Here is a 16,776-nt window from a genome sequence, read left to right on the forward strand (position 1 = left end):
GGTCACAATTCAAATTCAACCCTATTGGGTACTGTTTGATCAAGGTTTGACCGTAGTCGTTTGGGTATACCTAATCAGTACGCTTTACAATTAGAGAGAGGTTTAGAGTTAATGGTTATTAGTATGTTACTTTAAGCATATAATCCCCTTTGGTTTGAGTCTAATAATTAAGTTTAGGGAGCAACGAAGTGAGTCGAAATCTTATACTAATTACGGTAACACTAATCCTATTCCTACCTATCGCAGCATACATGTATCAATTCGGGATTGGCTTTTGGATTCAGTCATCGGAATGGGCAGAGCTAGGTAGCTATATTGGTGGAGTCTATACCCCCATACTCGCACTTTTAACACTTATCGTACTGTGTACACAAATATACTTACAGGTGATTCAGCATCGTCAGAACTTAGTCAGCTTACAAGAAGCGCAGTTAACCGAATACCTTAACGAACTCAATTTTGAACTTGATAAGAGCTTCACTGAAGATATTACCGTGCGCTCTGCGCTACTTGGTTTATTTAATGATAAGAGCATCATAGCTATAAGCGAAATGGACCTTTCATTAGCATACGAGCTTAATCAGCAACACCATAAGCTCTATTCGATGTGGAGCGGTTGTATGGCGTGTCTGGAATACATAAAAACATGCTCTAATCTAACTGGGCTTCAGTCTGCTCACTATGGTATTCAGAAAAACAAAGTCATAGCCTATATGGGACCACAAGTCTGTAGCTCACTGGACAAGCTAAATTATGCCATGCTTTCGATACTAGATGAACTACAGGAAACTGAGCAAGCTTCCACCCGTGAGTACGAGTTCTGGGTAGACAAGCATCAGGCATGAGTAATTCAAAGCGCTGTATTAAGTACGCAGGCGTAGAGGAATCAGACTTACCAGACGTGCTCCATATTTAGTAGACAACTTACTAAATATTTTCCGGTCTCTACTTGGGTTGTACAAAAAGGTGGTACAAAACTTGAAATTGGACTAACATTAAGTGTTTGTTATTAAATGATTTATACTTGGTAGCTTGCAATCGAGAGTTCGAATCTCTCACTCACCGCCACATTTGAGCCCTAGCAGAAATGCTGGGGCTTTTTCGTATTACGCGACAAGTTCAATCCCAGAGCTGTATATCGTATTGATTCTCAATTACTCATTGAGTCGGCAAGCCCTTCAAAAAGCCTCCTTTTTTATTCATCTTTTGTTACACATTTTCCGTACAGGTAGTGCGTTTTTATTCGCATGTTGTGATGAGCGTTCCTTATTAAATTTTCCATAAAATCAATTAATTGTTGAAATTAGAACGCTTGTCAAAAAGTCATCAGATATCATGTTTAATAGAGTCTTTTACCTAATGGGATACTCTATTTGTTTGATATAATTTCTGGCAGTTTGTATACCATAATTAAAGAGAGTCTATTCATGTTCCAGAACTTAACGATCAAGCAGAAGATAGTGATTCCGCTGTCACTGATTATTGGATTGTTTATTGTGAGCTCTGTATTAAACGTTATGACAAGTTGGAAACAATCTGAGTTGAGTGAAACACTTAACGAACAGATAGTGCCGAACTTATTAACGATTGAGGATGCTTACCGCGATCTTTACCAAGCTACATCTGCAATCCAAGGTGTTGCTCTTTCTGATACTCAAACCGATATTGACCACCACATCGGTGAATACAAAGACAACGCATACAAGGCGCTGCCTCGTATGGAGAAAATGCTTGAGCTATCGCAAGCTGGCGTGATGCCTTCTTCGCACGGTAATGAAGTGAGAAAGCTTGTCTCCCTAGGTGAAAAATGGTTGGCGAGTTATGAAGCGATGTTGCGTTTACCTCAATCACAATGGCTTGGTTACTACAACGAACACAAACACACCTTTGAAAATCAGTTTATCGAGGTAAGAGCGCAACTTAATGTTGTGAAAGATGCGATAGAAGAAAAACAAAGCTTATTGAAAGATGAAATCTCAGCAGCTGCATCAAGAGCAGAGTTAATTCTTGAAGCGGGCATTGTGATTGTTATTCTGGCCGCTATTGCGATGGCATTTTTGTTGTTGCAAACCGTCGTGAAGCCTATCAACGATATCAAAAATGCGATGACAGAAATTGCTTCTGGTGAAGGTGATTTAAGCCAGCGAATCGATGTGAAAACACAAGACGAAATTGGCAATTTAGCGAACGCGTTTAATCAGTTTGTGTCTAAAATCCAAGCGACAGTTTCTCAAGTAATTGAAAGTTCGAATACCTTGCGTAATGAGATGGAAAATCTTAGCTCGTTGACCACGACCATCGCGAACTCGACCGTTTCACAGCAAAAAGACAGCGAGGCGGTAGCGGCGGCAGTGCATGAAATGCAAGTCACCAGCAGAAATGTCAGCGATAGCGCTAACGAAGCTGCGGTTGCGAGCCAAACAGCGAATGATGAACTTACCAATACCAATATTATTTTGGATCAAACCGTTAGCTCAATTCGTAGCCTCGCAAGTGAAATCGAAAGTGCAAGCCACGTCATTAACACATTGGATCATGATGTGAGTAACATTGCTTCTGTATTGGATGTCATTCGTGGTATCGCAGAGCAAACGAACTTATTGGCGCTTAACGCAGCGATTGAAGCGGCTCGTGCAGGAGAGCAAGGGCGAGGCTTTGCTGTTGTCGCAGATGAGGTCCGCTCGTTAGCCAGTCGTACACAACAGAGCACGGGTGAAATCCAAACCATGATTGAAAAGCTACAATCTGGTGCGGGACAAGCCGTAGAAGTGATGCGTGGTAGCCAAAATAGCAGTGATGAAACAATTCAATCGGCAGGGAGAGCGAGTCAATCCCTTTCTGAAATCTTAAACGCGATTTCACGTATGAACGAGATGAACACACACATTGCAACGGCTGCAAGCCAGCAAAGTACGGTAAGTGACGAAGTAAATAGCAACGTACAAGGCATTGCAGATAGCAGTACATCTATTGTGGAAATCGTCAACCAAGCGCAAGCATCTTTAGCCATGTTATCAGAGCAAACCCAGCGCTTAGATCATCAGGTTAGTCAGTTCAAAGTATAAGCTTGAGAACTGCAGTCTCACTGACGAAATAACCCGCTTCTTAGCGGGTTATTTTTTAGATAAGGGTCGAACCTGACTTGTGAAGGCTCGACTATATTTACATTCCTCTTTTACTTAACTTTGTATACCAGAGGTGCAAATAATCCTAGACAGCGGTGACAAACTCTGCACAGCGTGATGATGCTTTTATCATCACTTTTGCTGCTTTTTAACCATTGCAATTGCTCACAGGAAAGTGTGATTTCCAACCCAAAATCTTCAAATTTGAGAACTTCATTACACCTTTACCATAAACGTTTTTCGTAAGCGTATAGAACTGTAAATTTTGTTGTATGTACAACACTGGGTAATTATCATCCTAATTAATTTGTTCTGGATATACATCCGTTAGTCATCATTAAGTCATTCTAGAAGTTTTTAGCAAGGAATCTTGAAGGCTTGTAGGTAAAAGAGAGAAAAATTCATGAGACGTAAAACCACGCTATCTCTGCTGATTGCGTCGAGCCTTTTTGTGGTTGGATGTCAACCTAGCGAAGAAGGATCGAGCCAAGGTAGTGGTCCTGCGCCCGCAACCGAAGTTGAAGTGTTAACGGTGGAACCAACTCGCCAAGCGTTAACTGTCGAGTTGCCAGGTCGTAGCCGTGCATTCAAAGAAGCGGAAGTTCGTCCGCAAGTTACAGGCATTATTTCAGAGCGAAATTTTGTTGAAGGCGGCCTTGTTGAACAAGGACAGTCCCTATATCAAATTGATGATTCATCATTTCAAGCGGATTTGCTGAGCGCTGAAGCGGAATTAATCCGAGCTCAAGCAACGGCAGAATCGACCCATGCCACAGTGAAGCGTTACAGAACCTTGATCACCAAAAAGTCCATCAGCCAACAAGATTTGGATGAAGCAGAAGCAGCATACAAGGAAGCGCAAGCACAGGTCCTAGTCGCAAAAGCTAAGATCAATACGGCAAAAATCAATTTAGATTACACGCAAGTGAAAGCTCCGATTAGCGGTGTGATCGGTAAATCGAGTGTGACGGCGGGTGCGTTGGTTACGGCTAACCAAGCAGCCAAATTAGCGACCATTCAGCAGCTTGATCCTATCAACGTTGATATTGTGCAATCATCCGCGCAACTGCTGCGTTTAAAAGCGGCTCTTTCCCAAGGTCATATGCAAGAAGATGACTCTGCGCAAGTTACATTGATGCTTGAAGATGGCAGCACGTACGAACATAAAGGCACGATGAAATTTACCGAGGTCAATGTGAACGAAAGTACGGGCAGCGTGACGCTTCGCGCTGAATTCCCAAACCCTGACGGTTTGTTACTACCAGGAATGTTTGTTCGTGCGACGGTCATTACTGGTGTTGACCCTGACGCGATTCTGATACCACAAAATACCGTTTCTCGCGATGCGACAGGCAAAGCGACAGTGATGATGGTGAATGGTGAGAACAAAGTGGAAGCGAGACCAGTGAAGACAGCCGAAGCGATCAATAATCAATGGCGTATTATTGATGGTTTAAACGCGGGCGATAAAGTCATTACTGCTGGGTTACAAAAGGTAGGTCCAGGCAGCCCAGTAACTATCCAAAACGGTGAACAGGAGTAATCATGGCACGATTTTTTATCGATCGTCCGGTATTTGCTTGGGTTCTCGCAATTCTAACGATGTTGGCGGGGGTAATGTCATTATTCAATTTACCCGTCTCGCAATACCCAACGATTTCACCGACAACGATCACCATCAGTGCTCGTTATCCAGGTGCATCAGCGAAAACCGTTGAAGACTCGGTAACGCAGGTTATCGAGCAAAATATGACGGGATTAGATTATCTTCGCTACCTATCATCGAGCAGTGATGCATTCGGTAATGCGACAATTACCCTGACGTTTGATAGCGAAGCTGATCCTGATATCGCGCAAGTACAGGTGCAGAACAAGCTGCAATTGGCATTGACATCATTGCCGATGGAAGTACAAAACCAAGGTATCGTCGTGAATAAATCCAACACGGCGTTTCTCATGGTGGTGGCAGTTTATTCTGAAGATCCTGACTTTACAGAAAACGATATCGGCGACTTTGTTGTAACGAATATTCAAGACCCGATAAGTCGTGTAACTGGCGTAGGACAAGTGCAGGCGTTTGGTGCGCAGTATGCGATGCGAGTCTGGCTGGACCCATTTAAGCTTACGCAGTTCAACTTGACCGCAATCGATGTAGCAAATGCTATCAGTGAACAGAACGCGCAAGTTTCTTCAGGTCAACTTGGTGCAGCACCTGCGCAGGAAGGTCAGCTGTTGAATGCAACGATTTCGTCTGCAAGTCGTTTGAGCAGTGTAGAAGAGTTCCAAGACATCATTCTTAAGTCTGACGCCAGTGGTTCGAATGTTTATTTGAAAGATGTAGCTCGCGTTGAACGTGGTGCAGAAAGTTACGATATTCGAGGCCAATATAATGGCTTCCCAGCATCGGGGTTAGGTATTTCATTAGGTACTGGCGCAAACGCGCTTGAGACCGCCAATGCAGTAAAAGAGCGCTTAGACCAACTGAGTGCAACGTTCCCAGAAGGGTTGCAGATTGCTTACCCATTTGAAACAACGCCATTCGTCAAAGCCTCGATTCAAGAAGTGGTTAAAACGCTATTAGAAGCCATTCTTCTTGTGTTCTTAATCATGTACCTGTTCTTGCAGAACTTCCGTGCGACGATCATTCCAACGATCGCAGTGCCTGTCGTACTGCTTGGCACCTTCGCTATTTTGTACGCGACTGGATTTAGCGTAAACACGTTAACCATGTTCGCGATGGTTCTGGCTATCGGTTTGCTGGTGGACGATGCCATCGTTGTGGTGGAAAACGTCGAGCGTGTGATGCATGAGGATGGGTTAGAGCCCAAAGAAGCGACCAAAAAATCGATGGGGCAGATCACTGGTGCTCTGATTGGTGTGGGGCTGACGCTTTCTGCGGTATTCGTCCCTATGGCGTTTATGTCTGGTTCTACAGGGGTTATTTACCGTCAGTTCTCGATAACGATTGTGGCGGCGATGACACTTTCAGTTTTGGTAGCGATAATTCTGACTCCAGCATTATGTGCAACATTACTGAAAAAAGGCGATGCTGAGCTTCTAGAAAAGAAAGGCTTCTTTGGCTGGTTTAACCGCAAGTTTGATGCGATGACAGCTGGCTATGAAACCGGCGTTGCTAAACTCCTAAAGCGCACAGGTCGTATGTTGGTTGTATTCTTGGCAATGAGTGCAGGTGCGGGCTGGCTGTTTATGAACCTTCCGACGTCATTCTTGCCGGATGAAGACCAAGGCACGGTATTCTCAATGGCCATTTTGCCGCCTAACTCAACGCAAGAGCAGACGGAAAAAACACTTGAGAAAATGCGCGACTTTTACCTTGTGGATGAGAAAGACAACGTGAAATCTGTCTTCTCCGTTGCGGGCTTTAGTTTTGCAGGCCAAGGCCAAAACATGGGGATGGCATTTATCGGTCTGAAAGATTGGTCAGAGCGTGAAGCGCCGGGTGCTGATGCAGCTTCCATTACGGGTCGAGCGATGGGGTACTTCTCAACCATCAAAGAAGCACTGGTCTTTGCATTTGCACCTCCTGCGATTCAAGAATTGGGTAACTCGACAGGCTTTGATTTCTATCTTCAAGATTCGTTGAACAAAGGTCACGACGCATTAGTCGCTGCGCAAGGTCAACTGCTTGGCATGGCTGCACAAAACCCGAAACTTGTCGGTGTTCGTCCGAACGGCCAAGCAGATGCGCCAATGTACAAAGTGAACATTGACCACGTTAAACTGCGTGCTCTGGATGTTAGCATTAATGACGTCAACCAAATCCTGTCAGCGGCATGGGGCGGGGCGTACATTAACGACTATATTGATCGCGGTCGAGTGAAAAAAGTCATGATGCAAAGTGATGCGGAATACCGTATGCAGCCAAAAGACTTCGATTCGTGGTACGTGCGCAACTCAAAAGGTGAGATGGTGCCTTTCTCTGCCTTTGCGAGCGGAGAGTGGACGTATGGTTCACCTCTTTTGCAGCGTTTTGATGGTTTGCCAGCGATGAATATCCAAGGCGGCGCAGCTCCTGGCGTCAGTACTGGTGAAGCTATGGCAGAAATTGAAGCAATGGTAGAAAAGCTACCAGAAGGCTTCACGGTGAACTGGAATGGTATTTCGTATGAAGAGCGCCTTTCCGGAAACCAAGCGCCAATGTTATATGCGCTGTCTATCCTCGTCGTATTCTTAGTTCTCGCCGCTTTGTATGAAAGTTGGTCAGTACCTTTCGCCGTGGTGTTAGTTGTGCCTCTTGGTGTGCTTGGTGCTGTGCTCGCGGTAATGACGCGAAGTATGGACAACGATGTATTCTTCCAGGTGAGCTTATTAACGACGGTCGGCTTGGCAACTAAAAACGCCATTCTGATTGTTGAGTTTGCGAAAGATTACTACGAGAAAGGCGCTGGCCTTATCGAAGCTACCCTGCATGCCGTTCGTGTTCGTCTGCGCCCTATTATTATGACATCGCTTGCCTTTGGTCTAGGTGTAGTACCGCTTGCTATCAGCTCTGGCGTGGGCTCAGCAGGTCAAAATGCGGTAGGTACTGGTGTACTTGGTGGCATGATCAGTGCGACGATCTTAGGTATATTCTTTGTGCCAATTTTCTTTGTGGTGGTTGAGCGATTGTTTGATCGACGTGCGAGAAAAGAATCGGAGGCAGAGCTGTCAGAGACTAATCCTAAACCGGCTCAGCAAAGCGAGTAAGACTTGGCTGCTGTAACTGAGTTATACTGGTGATAATAAACACGATAAAAGGGCGCTTCGGCGCTCTTTATTTTATGTTTTCACTTGGTGGTTACCGTCTTTGACGCAAACTTGAAGGGGGAGCGTTTTGCCTTATGCAGAATCTGCTTACTCCTTCCGACCGAATGAAAGCCTAAAGAAGAACAAACGACGATGAAAGATCAGAAAATCTCCCCAATTTCCGTTTTGGATCAAAGCCCTATGTTTGCCTGCGGTGTGATGCAGCGAATGTATCGCAACCGTGCTCAAGCTGAGCTCTCTCGGCAAAATTTAATGACACTCGAGATGGCAAGTGCACTGGCCGCTTTGGAAGAGTTTCAACCCATGAGTCAGCAAGCGCTGGCTGACGCGGTTCGAACTGAGCGAAGTGTAGCAAAGCGAATGGTGGATAATTTGGAAAAGCGAGGGTTTGTTCAAGTTTCTAAAAGTAAATCGAATCAGCGTCTCAAAATGCTAAGTATGACAAAAGAGGGGGCAAACGCTTTAAAGCAAGTGCATCAAATCATGACGAACTTACAGAAAGAATTTTTTGCTTGTTTGTCTGAATCAGAAGCGAGTGAGTTTTTTCGTTTGGTAAGAAAGCTCACTTTTGCAAATCACGACCAGTAGCTTATCTTAATGCTATCTAACGCGCCTTTACTTTATCGGTGATCAATTATATTAAGTCGTAAAACTTAAGAAATAGAATGCCCAACGTACACGTGATGGTAGAAAGTACCGTAGTGAGTGCGATGATATTTGCGGCTAATGTGGCATTGCCTCCCATCGAACGTGCCATGACATAACTGGCCGCTGCCACTGGGGAAGCGTTCATAAAGAAAAGAATACCTAACTCAATTCCTCGAAAACCTACTAAGTAAGCACCAATAGTGATCATTACGGGTGCCACGATCAGCTTGTAACTGCTTGCAAACCAAGATGGACCTTTCTCTTTTCTCATCAAGCTAAAATCGAGTGAGCCGCCCGTACACAACAGCGCTAAAGGTAATGTCATTTTGGACAAGTAGTCCCCTGCATCAATAACAACATTCGGTACTGGAATAGAGAGCAAATAGAAAGCCATCCCTAGGACGATTGAGATTATCAGTGGATTCCTCGTCAGTGTTCGGCCCATCATTTTTGCGGCTTGTGGGACAGAAGTTGCGCCTTTGGGAGATAAGCAAATTACCGCTTGGACGTTGTAAATAAACGTGGTGACCGCGACATAAAGCGCTGCTAACGCCACACCTTGAGAACCATACGCATTGGCAACGTAAGCGATGCCAATAATCCCTGTGTTTGCTCGAAACCCACCTTGGATAAGAACACCTTGGTCAGGCGATGCTTTGAACAGAAGCTTGACCGAAAGGTAGGTGAAAATGAAAAACGAAATGCTAGCGATGACGCCGAAATTGACAAAGCCACTCGCCGCGGAAAAATCGTGTTCTGAAGCCACAATACTGACAAATAACATCGCAGGTAGCGTAACTTGAAACACCAGTTTAGAGCCCACTTCGATAAAATTATCGTTGATCAGTCCAATGCGTTTGAACACCACGCCAAGTATTAACATTAAGCAGATAGGGCCGGTTATCGACAAAGAGAATTGCAACTGATGTAGAACAGCTTCCATGTAAGTACCCGCAGCAAAAGAAAAATATTCCTGCTGTCTATTAAGCCATAAACTCTGGGAGACAGGACAGAAAAGTGATGAAATTTTCCTCTTTTGTTGGTTCCAGAACCATTTGCATTCCAAGTTATGGACGAGGTCCCAGTTTAACAAAGCTGTACTGGTTCTATGCGCGATATGTTGGTTTACTACTTGCCGTGATGCATCCACATGCGTATTGAATAAAAGGGTTGGTCATTGTGGTTATGGATAGGAGTTCATCGATGAAAAGGAAACACAACAAAACCGTACTTTGTGCATTTGTCTCAGGTTCGGTGTTTGGTGCAGCTTTAGTCATTGCGATGTCTTTACCAATGTAATCGTTTCTGTAGGCTCTTTGAATCCTCACGCTAATTCAATACAAAAACAGATTGAGTTCAGCTTGATGTACTGTTAGTTTGAAAACATGAAAATACACGTTAGCCCTTCATCAACAACCTTCTTTTGGTGGCGCTCTAAATAGAGCGGCACGGAATACTCACATTCTTAAGCTGCTGGATGGTAGCTAAGAGTGTTTGATCTTTTTATCTCCAGTAGCGATCTATTAAATACTTGGAGATAAATATGAACACCATTCAAAGTACATCGCAGCGCGAAATTATCCTTACCGGCGATCGAGCGACAGGTCCATTACATCTCGGGCACTATATTGGTTCATTGCAACAACGAGTCAAATTGCAAACGGAGCACGAGCAAACGATCTTAGTCGCAGACATGCAAGGTTTGACGGATAACGCCCACAACCCATCAAAGGTATCCTCCAATATTCTCAATGTCGTTGCGGATTATCTGGCCGTTGGTATCGACCCCACACAAACCACGATCACGTTGCAATCTCAAATACCAGCGTTAGCTGAGTTAACGATGTATTACAGCAATCTTGTCTCTATTGCGCGTTTAGAGCGTAATCCCACGGTTAAAAATGAGATTCAAAGTAAAGGCTTTGAACGCTCTATTCCCGCTGGTTTTTTAACGTATCCAATTTCTCAAGCTGCCGATATTACGGGGTTCCACGCGACGTTGGTTCCGGTAGGTGATGACCAACTGCCGATGTTGGAGCAAACTAATGAAATCGTAAGAAAAATAAACCACCTGGGTGGAAAAGATATTCTTAAAGAGTGCCGTCCATTACTTAGTGATGCCCCTCGTTTGCCGAGTACTGATGGCAAAAATAAGATGTCTAAAAGTATGGGGAATGCAATCAACCTAGGGGCGTCTGAAAAGGAGATTTCTGCGGCGGTGAAATCTATGTATACCGACCCCAATCACCTGAAAATTGAGGACCCTGGCCAAGTCGAAGGGAATATTGTATTTACCTACCTCGATGCTTTTCATCCTGATAAAAACTATGTCGAACAGCTAAAAGACCATTATCGACGAGGTGGGTTAGGTGATGGTTTGACCAAGAAAGTGTTAGAAGAATGCCTACAAGAGATGCTTCGCCCTATTCGAGAAAAGCGCGCTATGTATTTGAATGATAAAGCACAACTGATTGATATTTTAAAACATGGTAGTGAGCGTTCTCGCGAGAAAACCGAAAAAGTGCTATTTGATGTGAAAGATGTATTTGGTTTGAATTTGTTCTGAATTAAAAAACAAGGTTCTGAATAAAAGGCACGGCTGTTTATTCGTAACGTGCCTTTTGGACTTTCAATTCCCATCAATGAAAGCTGACATTTAAGAAGAAAAGAACTCGCGGCGAAAATCCGCTATTTCTTGTTGGTAATAACTGTGCCATTCCGGTTCTGATAAACTAGCATGGCTGGTGGCTCTCTCTTTTCTGAGTCTGGACTCAAGTTGTTGCAATGCTTGTTGGTAATCTCTGACTTGCTCTTTTTGCTGGGCAATTTGTTGCTGACGATCGTGAATCTCTTCGCTTTCGTCCTTCGTTAAGTAAGTTTTTTGCAGCTCTGCGATGATGGTTTGGCGATCTGGAAAGCTCATGCTATTGGGTATTAGGGCGACTGCACGCTCATATTTTGCTTGGTCGTTTGTAAGCCCGATAGCCTCTGCATTTTCTTGCCAGTCTATGATGAGTTGCTCGAAAGCTTGCAAAAAGCTTTCTGGACTTTGCGTGTTGAGCTGTTGGGCCTCTAAATTGAAATCGTATAGGGCGAACTCATCCGCGAAAATAACATCAGCCAACTCGCCCCAAACGCCTCTCGCCTCGGCTTTCAGTTGTGCAATACGTGAGGCTAGTGGTTGTTGCTCATCAAACAACAAATTACCCACACTTTCTTGCCATTGACTGTTGAGTTGATGGTAGCTCGCCAAAAGTTGAAATCGTGCTGAAGATAAATAAGGCTCGAGCAAGGCTAACTGTTCCTCACAGTCGCGGTTCGACATGCACTCATGCCAAAATGACTCAAGCTCTGCGACGAGTTCTCTCCCTTTGAGCAGAGTTAGTCTCTCAGTCGTTATTTGAGTCGCAGAAGGGAGCTCTGCGGTCTGTGGTGAAGCATCTGCACTGGGAGCGATATTGCTTGTTTTTAGTGATGTACTGGGGACGTTCTTATTTTGTGTCTTTGGAGCAGAAGCGGACACGGCTGCTTCTTGCTGCCCATCTTGACTGAAAGTTAAAAACATCATGCCCGCCATAATGGCGGACATGATTATCAACGCGATTTTCTTCATGGCTTGATTGTTGCGCTAACTGGGAAATGGTCAGAAAGGTTGTAGTGTTTCCATAAACTTTCTGAAGTTGTACGCGGCACGTCCACACGGTTGTCATTGAATGATTTCACGCCGTATTCGCTACTCACCATGACATAGTCAAGGTATTCCACGTTTTCGCCGCCTGATAACGCTTCACCTGCGAAGTTATTGATACGGGGATCAAAGGTTGACTCCGTGTAACCTGAATACTGAGGTTCGATGGCGCTTAAGTTGGCGATCATTTGTTGGTAGTCACCAGGGAACTTTCTTTTGTTTACGTTAAAGTCGCCGCTGTATACCACAGTTTCGCTTGAAGGAATGTTGAGAGATTTAGCGAGTGCGCGGATTTGTTTGAACTGGCGCTGACGATACTCGCGAGCGGTGTCTGTATCGAAAGATGCGGTATGGGTAGCAAACACATGGTAAGCCTGACCACCTTTAATAATTTCCGCATAATTCACGCCTTTGTCGGCAAAGCAGTCTGTGCCAGAGCAATCGGGGAAGACATATTGCGCTTCATTCACGATAGGATAGCGACTGACAATGATCACCCCACCATCATGAATATTAACGCCTTCTTTATCTAACATCTTAGTTTGGTACGGATATTCCTTAGCTAACTCACGTAGGAATGCTTCACGACCGCTTGCAAACACTTCTTGCAGCGCTAATACATCATAACCTTTGACGTGTTGAGGAATCAGTTCGTAACGATCACCGATGTGCGATGCAATAGCCGTAAGAGCCCAGATGTTGTAAGTCATCAACTTAAGGTTTTGTTCTTCGTTATCGACAGATTCATTTACTTTGCTTGGCGTGATCGTGTAATAAAGATCGTCGTATCGAGCGGTACTGTCTGACTTAAATGCCAGTTCGGTTTCTCGGATGCCAAAAGCGTTAGTGTTGGCACGATGAATATTACGATCATCTTTAAGAGATAAATCGACATCGGCCGCTGATAAGCCATATTCAATGGTTGAATTATACCAATGACCTTCCATGACCTGATTGAGTGTTATGCTTTCACCTTTAGGGCTAGAAACCACAGTTTCAAAACGGTAAGTTTGGTTTGATTTCACGCCTTCCCAACGATTGAAGCTCAATACAGGTTTGGTTTCCCACGGACCAAGTACTTGTACATGTTGCTGCCACTCTTCTCCGTATTGAAGTAAATCACTGCCTTCGTGCTTTACTTGAATAGTTAAAGGCTGATCAGAGTTATTGGTTAGATAAACATCTGTATCTGCAATGCTTGGCAATGTCACCAAGCCACTTAATAAAAGACCCCACTGCGATAGTTTCATCTTATTTTTCCATCATTTGAACTAGAGCAATCATTCTTGTTTATAAATATTACTTGCACGTTAAATATGGATGACATCGAAGCCAGTACTGAAAATTGTTATCAGAATGTGATCTTTATTCAATGGTGAGGAGTCGGGGGTAGAGAGTTAATGGTTGCTTAAGCGGCTGTAAATAATAGCGATGGTTAACGAACCGTACTCACTGCAATCAAGTTGTCATCTTCGCTCTATAAGTTGTGCGGCGTCATTCATCCAGCCACATGGCTAGAACTTAAATTGATAGATGGAGCACCATGGCTAGAGCAGTAAATCCAATCGATGAAACCATCATTAAATTACTACAAGACCAAGGTTTGATTAGAAGCGAAGCAGAAGCTCGTTTAAAGAAAGAGGTATACCGCTTACAGCCTAATGAGATTGAAAAAGTCAAAAACTATGCCCAGCACTTTGGCATCAACGCTAAAGAAAAACTCATCGATGAGATCTTAGAGTTGCGCCGGGAAGCGCTCATAAAAAAATGTAGACACAATACGGAGCATGCGAGCATATCTCTAAAATAGCGAGTGATAAAAATATCAATTACCGGTCAAGATTTGATCTCTCAGGCCGATGTATATAAGAGCGCTCAATGATATCGAGCGCAAATAACAGTGTGTTTTAGAGGTTAAGCTTTCACTTAAGTGAGAGGTTTGGAAAGGCTGCGGGGAGAAAGTGCATGCGTATTAAAGACTTAAGTGTCGTAAAGAAAATATCGGTTAGTTATTTAGCCGTTTTTGCCGTGTTTGGTTTAGTGTCAGTAATGTTGGTACAAGGTTTGTTAACACTGAATAAAGACATCTCAGTGCTAACAGATAAAAGTTTACCTTCTGTTGCGATTTTGAAAGGTATCCAAGTTGATATTACTAAAGTGCGCAAAGATGAGTTCTCTTTATTGCCAAACGCAAATCACCCCAAAATTGGTGAGTGGTTAAAAGGCCTCGACCAATGGCGTTCTGATGTGCAGGCTGGTATTGCAGAATACGAAAAGCTCGACCTTAATCCGCGTGAAACGCAGTCTTTTAACGTTTTTAAAGAAACTTGGAATCAATACATCAAGGAAACGAAGACTTACAACGCACTGCTAAGCCAAGGTGATGCTGAAAGTGCAAATGATGTGATTTTATCGAGTTTCGATACTTACTCAAAAGCGTTGAGCAGCTTGGATGATACCCTCGCGTTGAACGATGAGTTGGTGAATTTGATTGGCGAAGAAGTACAAAATGAAGCGGCATTTACACAATACAGCGCTGCTGTTGGTGCGCTTGTCGTCGCATTGGTCATGGTAATGTCTGCCATGTTGCTTTCTCGAGTCATTTGCGGGCCTGTTGATCGAGCATTGGAATTCGCTTCTAAAATCGCCAAGGGTCAATTGAATAATCAAATCGACGAAAGTGAATTGAGCAAAGACGAGTTAGGAACGTTGCTCAAAGAGCTTGTCGGTATGCAAACAAACTTACATTCGCTGGTTTCTGAGATTAATGACTCAACGATTCAGCTAACGGCAGCAGTAGAGGAAGTGAGTGCTATTTCTTCTCAGACCGCTTCTGGTATGCAAAATCAACAAATTGAACTTAGCTCGGTGGCTTCTGCGATGACAGAAATGCAAGCTGCTGTAAGTGAAGTGGCACAAAATACCGAAGTTGGCGCGACCTCTGCTTACTCGGCAACGGAAGTGGCTAAACAAGGAACGGCGACGTTACAACAAACTATCGCAGTAATTGAGCGTGTATCACATACGATCCAAGAGTCAGATGAACTGGCACGTGAGCTTGAATCTAGCTCAAACAATATCAATGTGGTCGTAGATGTGATCCGCGGGATTGCGGAGCAAACAAACTTGTTAGCACTGAACGCCGCAATTGAAGCCGCTCGGGCCGGTGAACAAGGACGTGGGTTTGCTGTTGTGGCAGATGAGGTTCGTTCTCTGGCGCAACGCACTCAAGACTCCACTTCACAAATTGTGGAAATTGTTAATCAACTACAAGAGAGCAGCAGCAAAATAGGGCATTCAAGCCGTGATTGTCAGGAGGGGATTTCTCAGTGTGTTGAGCAAGTCAATGACGCTGATAGCCAGATAAAAGAAATTGAACATTCTGTCGATAACATAGCGCAAATGAGCACACAAATCGCAACGGCTTGTAGTGAGCAGAATTCTGTATCCGAAGAGCTGAATCGCAGTGTGGAGCATATTAATAGTGCTTCAACAGAGATGGCTGAGGGAGCTTCGCAAACGGCTGTGGCTTGCCAGCAGATCAGTAGCCTAGCGCACAACTTGAAAACTCGAATGGGTTCATTCCAGCTCTAGTTGTTGTGTTTCAGCTTTATTCCTAACCTCATTGCTACAAAAAAATAAGCCGGACGAAATGTCCGGCTTATTTATATAGACAGAGAATAAATAAGTTCAGAACATGCTCAATCTTGGGAGAATATGCTCGCTAGGCTGGAATACCACTATGGAACTTAAAATCTGTATCTGGCGTAGAAATTAAATCCGCCTCAACTCGGCCAAAATAGGCTATGCGTTCGCTGATGTCTTTCCCCGCGATTTGCTCTGCCAATACAAGATAATCTTGATAGTGGCGTGCTTCTGAGCGCAGTAAAGAAACGTAGAATTTTGCGATATCGTCATCCATATGTGGTGCTAGTTTGGCAAAACGCTCACAAGATCGGGCTTCGATGTACGCACCAATGATGAGCTTATCGATCAGCGTTTCCGGTTCATGAGTCTTCATATGCGAAATGAGCCCTTTAGCATAGCGACTTGCTGGAATATTTTTATACTCAATTCCACGGTGTTCCATGATCTCTAAAACTTGATAAAAGTGGTGCAATTCCTCTTTAATCAAAAGCACCATTTTATCGATCAAATCTTGGCTGTAAGGTGAGTTGGACTTAGCCATGATCGCTTTGGAAATATTGCTCTTACCTTTTAAAGTTTCTAGTGAGCCTACATTGCGATAAGCAAAATCTTCATAGGGTTTAAACCAGTCAAGCAGAGCATGTGAACTGGATTGGTCAACGGCATACTTACGAATTAAAAACATCGCAGATTGGCCAGCTTTTAGCTCACACAGTAGGTGGTCTAATAAAATGGTTTGAAGGTTTTCTGGTTTCTTTGCTTCCTCTACCCATTCATCAGGTGTGCTGCATTGCAGAAATTGGTTAATGGGAGCAAGAAGATCTTGATAGGCGTCTAGATTCATCATTTTAGTTTTAGTACTTCACATTCTAATTGGGCATATCCGCTATCTTACGGATA

The 16,776-nt window shown here is 43.9% G+C and carries 12 protein-coding genes; 8 read left to right on the plus strand and 4 right to left on the minus strand.

The genetic code is table 11. The annotated features are described in order from the left end of the window. Window positions 1-188 precede the first annotated feature (188 nt). The 5 genes from NL645_RS07040 to NL645_RS07060 all read left to right on the plus strand — a co-directional run bounded on the left by NL645_RS07040 (window position 189) and on the right by NL645_RS07060 (window position 8,480). Window positions 189-845 carry a hypothetical protein gene (locus NL645_RS07040; RefSeq protein ID WP_140318798.1) on the plus strand — a complete coding sequence of 219 codons (657 nt, stop codon included), beginning with the start codon at window positions 189-191 and terminating at the stop codon, window positions 843-845. 582 nt (window positions 846-1,427) lie between these two features. Continuing rightward, window positions 1,428-3,065 (plus strand): methyl-accepting chemotaxis protein, encoded by a 1,638-nt coding sequence (locus NL645_RS07045; RefSeq protein WP_253651473.1) that lies wholly within the window; start codon window positions 1,428-1,430, stop codon window positions 3,063-3,065. A gap of 463 nt (window positions 3,066-3,528) precedes the next feature. Continuing rightward, window positions 3,529-4,668, plus strand: a complete 1,140-nt coding sequence (locus NL645_RS07050; RefSeq protein ID WP_253651474.1) for an efflux RND transporter periplasmic adaptor subunit — start codon at window positions 3,529-3,531, stop codon at window positions 4,666-4,668. 2 nt (window positions 4,669-4,670) lie between these two features. Then, window positions 4,671-7,832, plus strand: coding sequence for an efflux RND transporter permease subunit (locus NL645_RS07055; RefSeq protein WP_046874752.1), 3,162 nt, complete (start codon window positions 4,671-4,673; stop codon window positions 7,830-7,832). A 192-nt stretch (window positions 7,833-8,024) separates the two neighbouring features. After that, the gene (locus NL645_RS07060) at window positions 8,025-8,480 is read left to right on the plus strand and encodes a MarR family winged helix-turn-helix transcriptional regulator (protein WP_253651475.1); all 456 of its coding nucleotides are present in this window, start codon (window positions 8,025-8,027) and stop codon (window positions 8,478-8,480) included. Window positions 8,481-8,526: 46 nt separating this feature from the next. Here NL645_RS07060 and NL645_RS07065 read toward each other — a convergent pair whose 3' ends face one another. Beyond that, window positions 8,527-9,483: an AEC family transporter gene (locus tag NL645_RS07065; RefSeq protein WP_176320335.1), complete on the minus strand. Its 957-nt coding sequence runs from the start codon at window positions 9,481-9,483 to the stop codon at window positions 8,527-8,529. A 600-nt stretch (window positions 9,484-10,083) separates the two neighbouring features. Here NL645_RS07065 and trpS point away from each other — a divergent pair. Next, entirely contained in the window at window positions 10,084-11,106 is a 1,023-nt protein-coding gene (gene trpS / locus NL645_RS07070) for a tryptophan--tRNA ligase (protein ID WP_253651476.1), read from the plus strand. 90 nt (window positions 11,107-11,196) lie between these two features. Here the strand turns inward: trpS and NL645_RS07075 are convergent, their stop codons facing one another. Then, a complete protein-coding gene (locus tag NL645_RS07075) occupies window positions 11,197-12,153 on the minus strand; it encodes an ATP-dependent dsDNA exonuclease (RefSeq protein WP_253651477.1) in 957 nt (318 codons plus the stop codon). After that, window positions 12,150-13,478 carry a sphingomyelin phosphodiesterase gene (locus NL645_RS07080; RefSeq protein WP_253651478.1) on the minus strand — a complete coding sequence of 443 codons (1,329 nt, stop codon included), beginning with the start codon at window positions 13,476-13,478 and terminating at the stop codon, window positions 12,150-12,152. Before NL645_RS07080 ends, NL645_RS07075 begins: the two co-directional genes overlap by 4 nt. Before the next feature lie 293 nt (window positions 13,479-13,771). Here NL645_RS07080 and NL645_RS07085 point away from each other — a divergent pair, with 293 nt between their 5' ends. After that, window positions 13,772-14,038 (plus strand): hypothetical protein, encoded by a 267-nt coding sequence (locus tag NL645_RS07085; RefSeq protein WP_203342264.1) that lies wholly within the window; start codon window positions 13,772-13,774, stop codon window positions 14,036-14,038. A gap of 155 nt (window positions 14,039-14,193) precedes the next feature. Further along, window positions 14,194-15,822, plus strand: a complete 1,629-nt coding sequence (locus tag NL645_RS07090; protein ID WP_253651479.1) for a methyl-accepting chemotaxis protein — start codon at window positions 14,194-14,196, stop codon at window positions 15,820-15,822. Between the two features lie 130 nt (window positions 15,823-15,952). Here the strand turns inward: NL645_RS07090 and NL645_RS07095 are convergent, their stop codons facing one another. Then, the gene (locus tag NL645_RS07095; RefSeq protein WP_104969257.1) at window positions 15,953-16,723 is read right to left on the minus strand and encodes a tRNA isopentenyl-2-thiomethyl-A-37 hydroxylase MiaE; all 771 of its coding nucleotides are present in this window, start codon (window positions 16,721-16,723) and stop codon (window positions 15,953-15,955) included. Between the last annotated feature and the right edge of the window lie 53 nt (window positions 16,724-16,776).

The organism is Vibrio sp. Y51_MX_L26, assembly GCF_024181935.1.
GTDB classification, from domain to species: Bacteria; Pseudomonadota; Gammaproteobacteria; order Enterobacterales; family Vibrionaceae; genus Vibrio; species Vibrio diabolicus.

Bases quoted from the DNA above. Each gene is read 5' to 3' on its own strand.
- NL645_RS07075 (WP_253651477.1), bottom strand. From the start codon at position 12,153: ATGAAGAAAATCGCGTTGATAATCATGTCCGCCATTATGGCGGGCATG.
- NL645_RS07065 (WP_176320335.1), bottom strand. From the start codon at position 9,483: ATGGAAGCTGTTCTACATCAGTTGCAATTCTCTTTGTCGATAACCGGC.
- NL645_RS07095 (WP_104969257.1), bottom strand. From the start codon at position 16,723: ATGATGAATCTAGACGCCTATCAAGATCTTCTTGCTCCCATTAACCAA.
- NL645_RS07090 (WP_253651479.1), top strand. From the start codon at position 14,194: ATGCGTATTAAAGACTTAAGTGTCGTAAAGAAAATATCGGTTAGTTAT.
- NL645_RS07045 (WP_253651473.1), top strand. From the start codon at position 1,428: ATGTTCCAGAACTTAACGATCAAGCAGAAGATAGTGATTCCGCTGTCA.
- NL645_RS07085 (WP_203342264.1), top strand. From the start codon at position 13,772: ATGGCTAGAGCAGTAAATCCAATCGATGAAACCATCATTAAATTACTA.
- trpS (WP_253651476.1), top strand. From the start codon at position 10,084: ATGAACACCATTCAAAGTACATCGCAGCGCGAAATTATCCTTACCGGC.
- NL645_RS07080 (WP_253651478.1), bottom strand. From the start codon at position 13,478: ATGAAACTATCGCAGTGGGGTCTTTTATTAAGTGGCTTGGTGACATTG.
- NL645_RS07060 (WP_253651475.1), top strand. From the start codon at position 8,025: ATGAAAGATCAGAAAATCTCCCCAATTTCCGTTTTGGATCAAAGCCCT.
- NL645_RS07055 (WP_046874752.1), top strand. From the start codon at position 4,671: ATGGCACGATTTTTTATCGATCGTCCGGTATTTGCTTGGGTTCTCGCA.
- NL645_RS07050 (WP_253651474.1), top strand. From the start codon at position 3,529: ATGAGACGTAAAACCACGCTATCTCTGCTGATTGCGTCGAGCCTTTTT.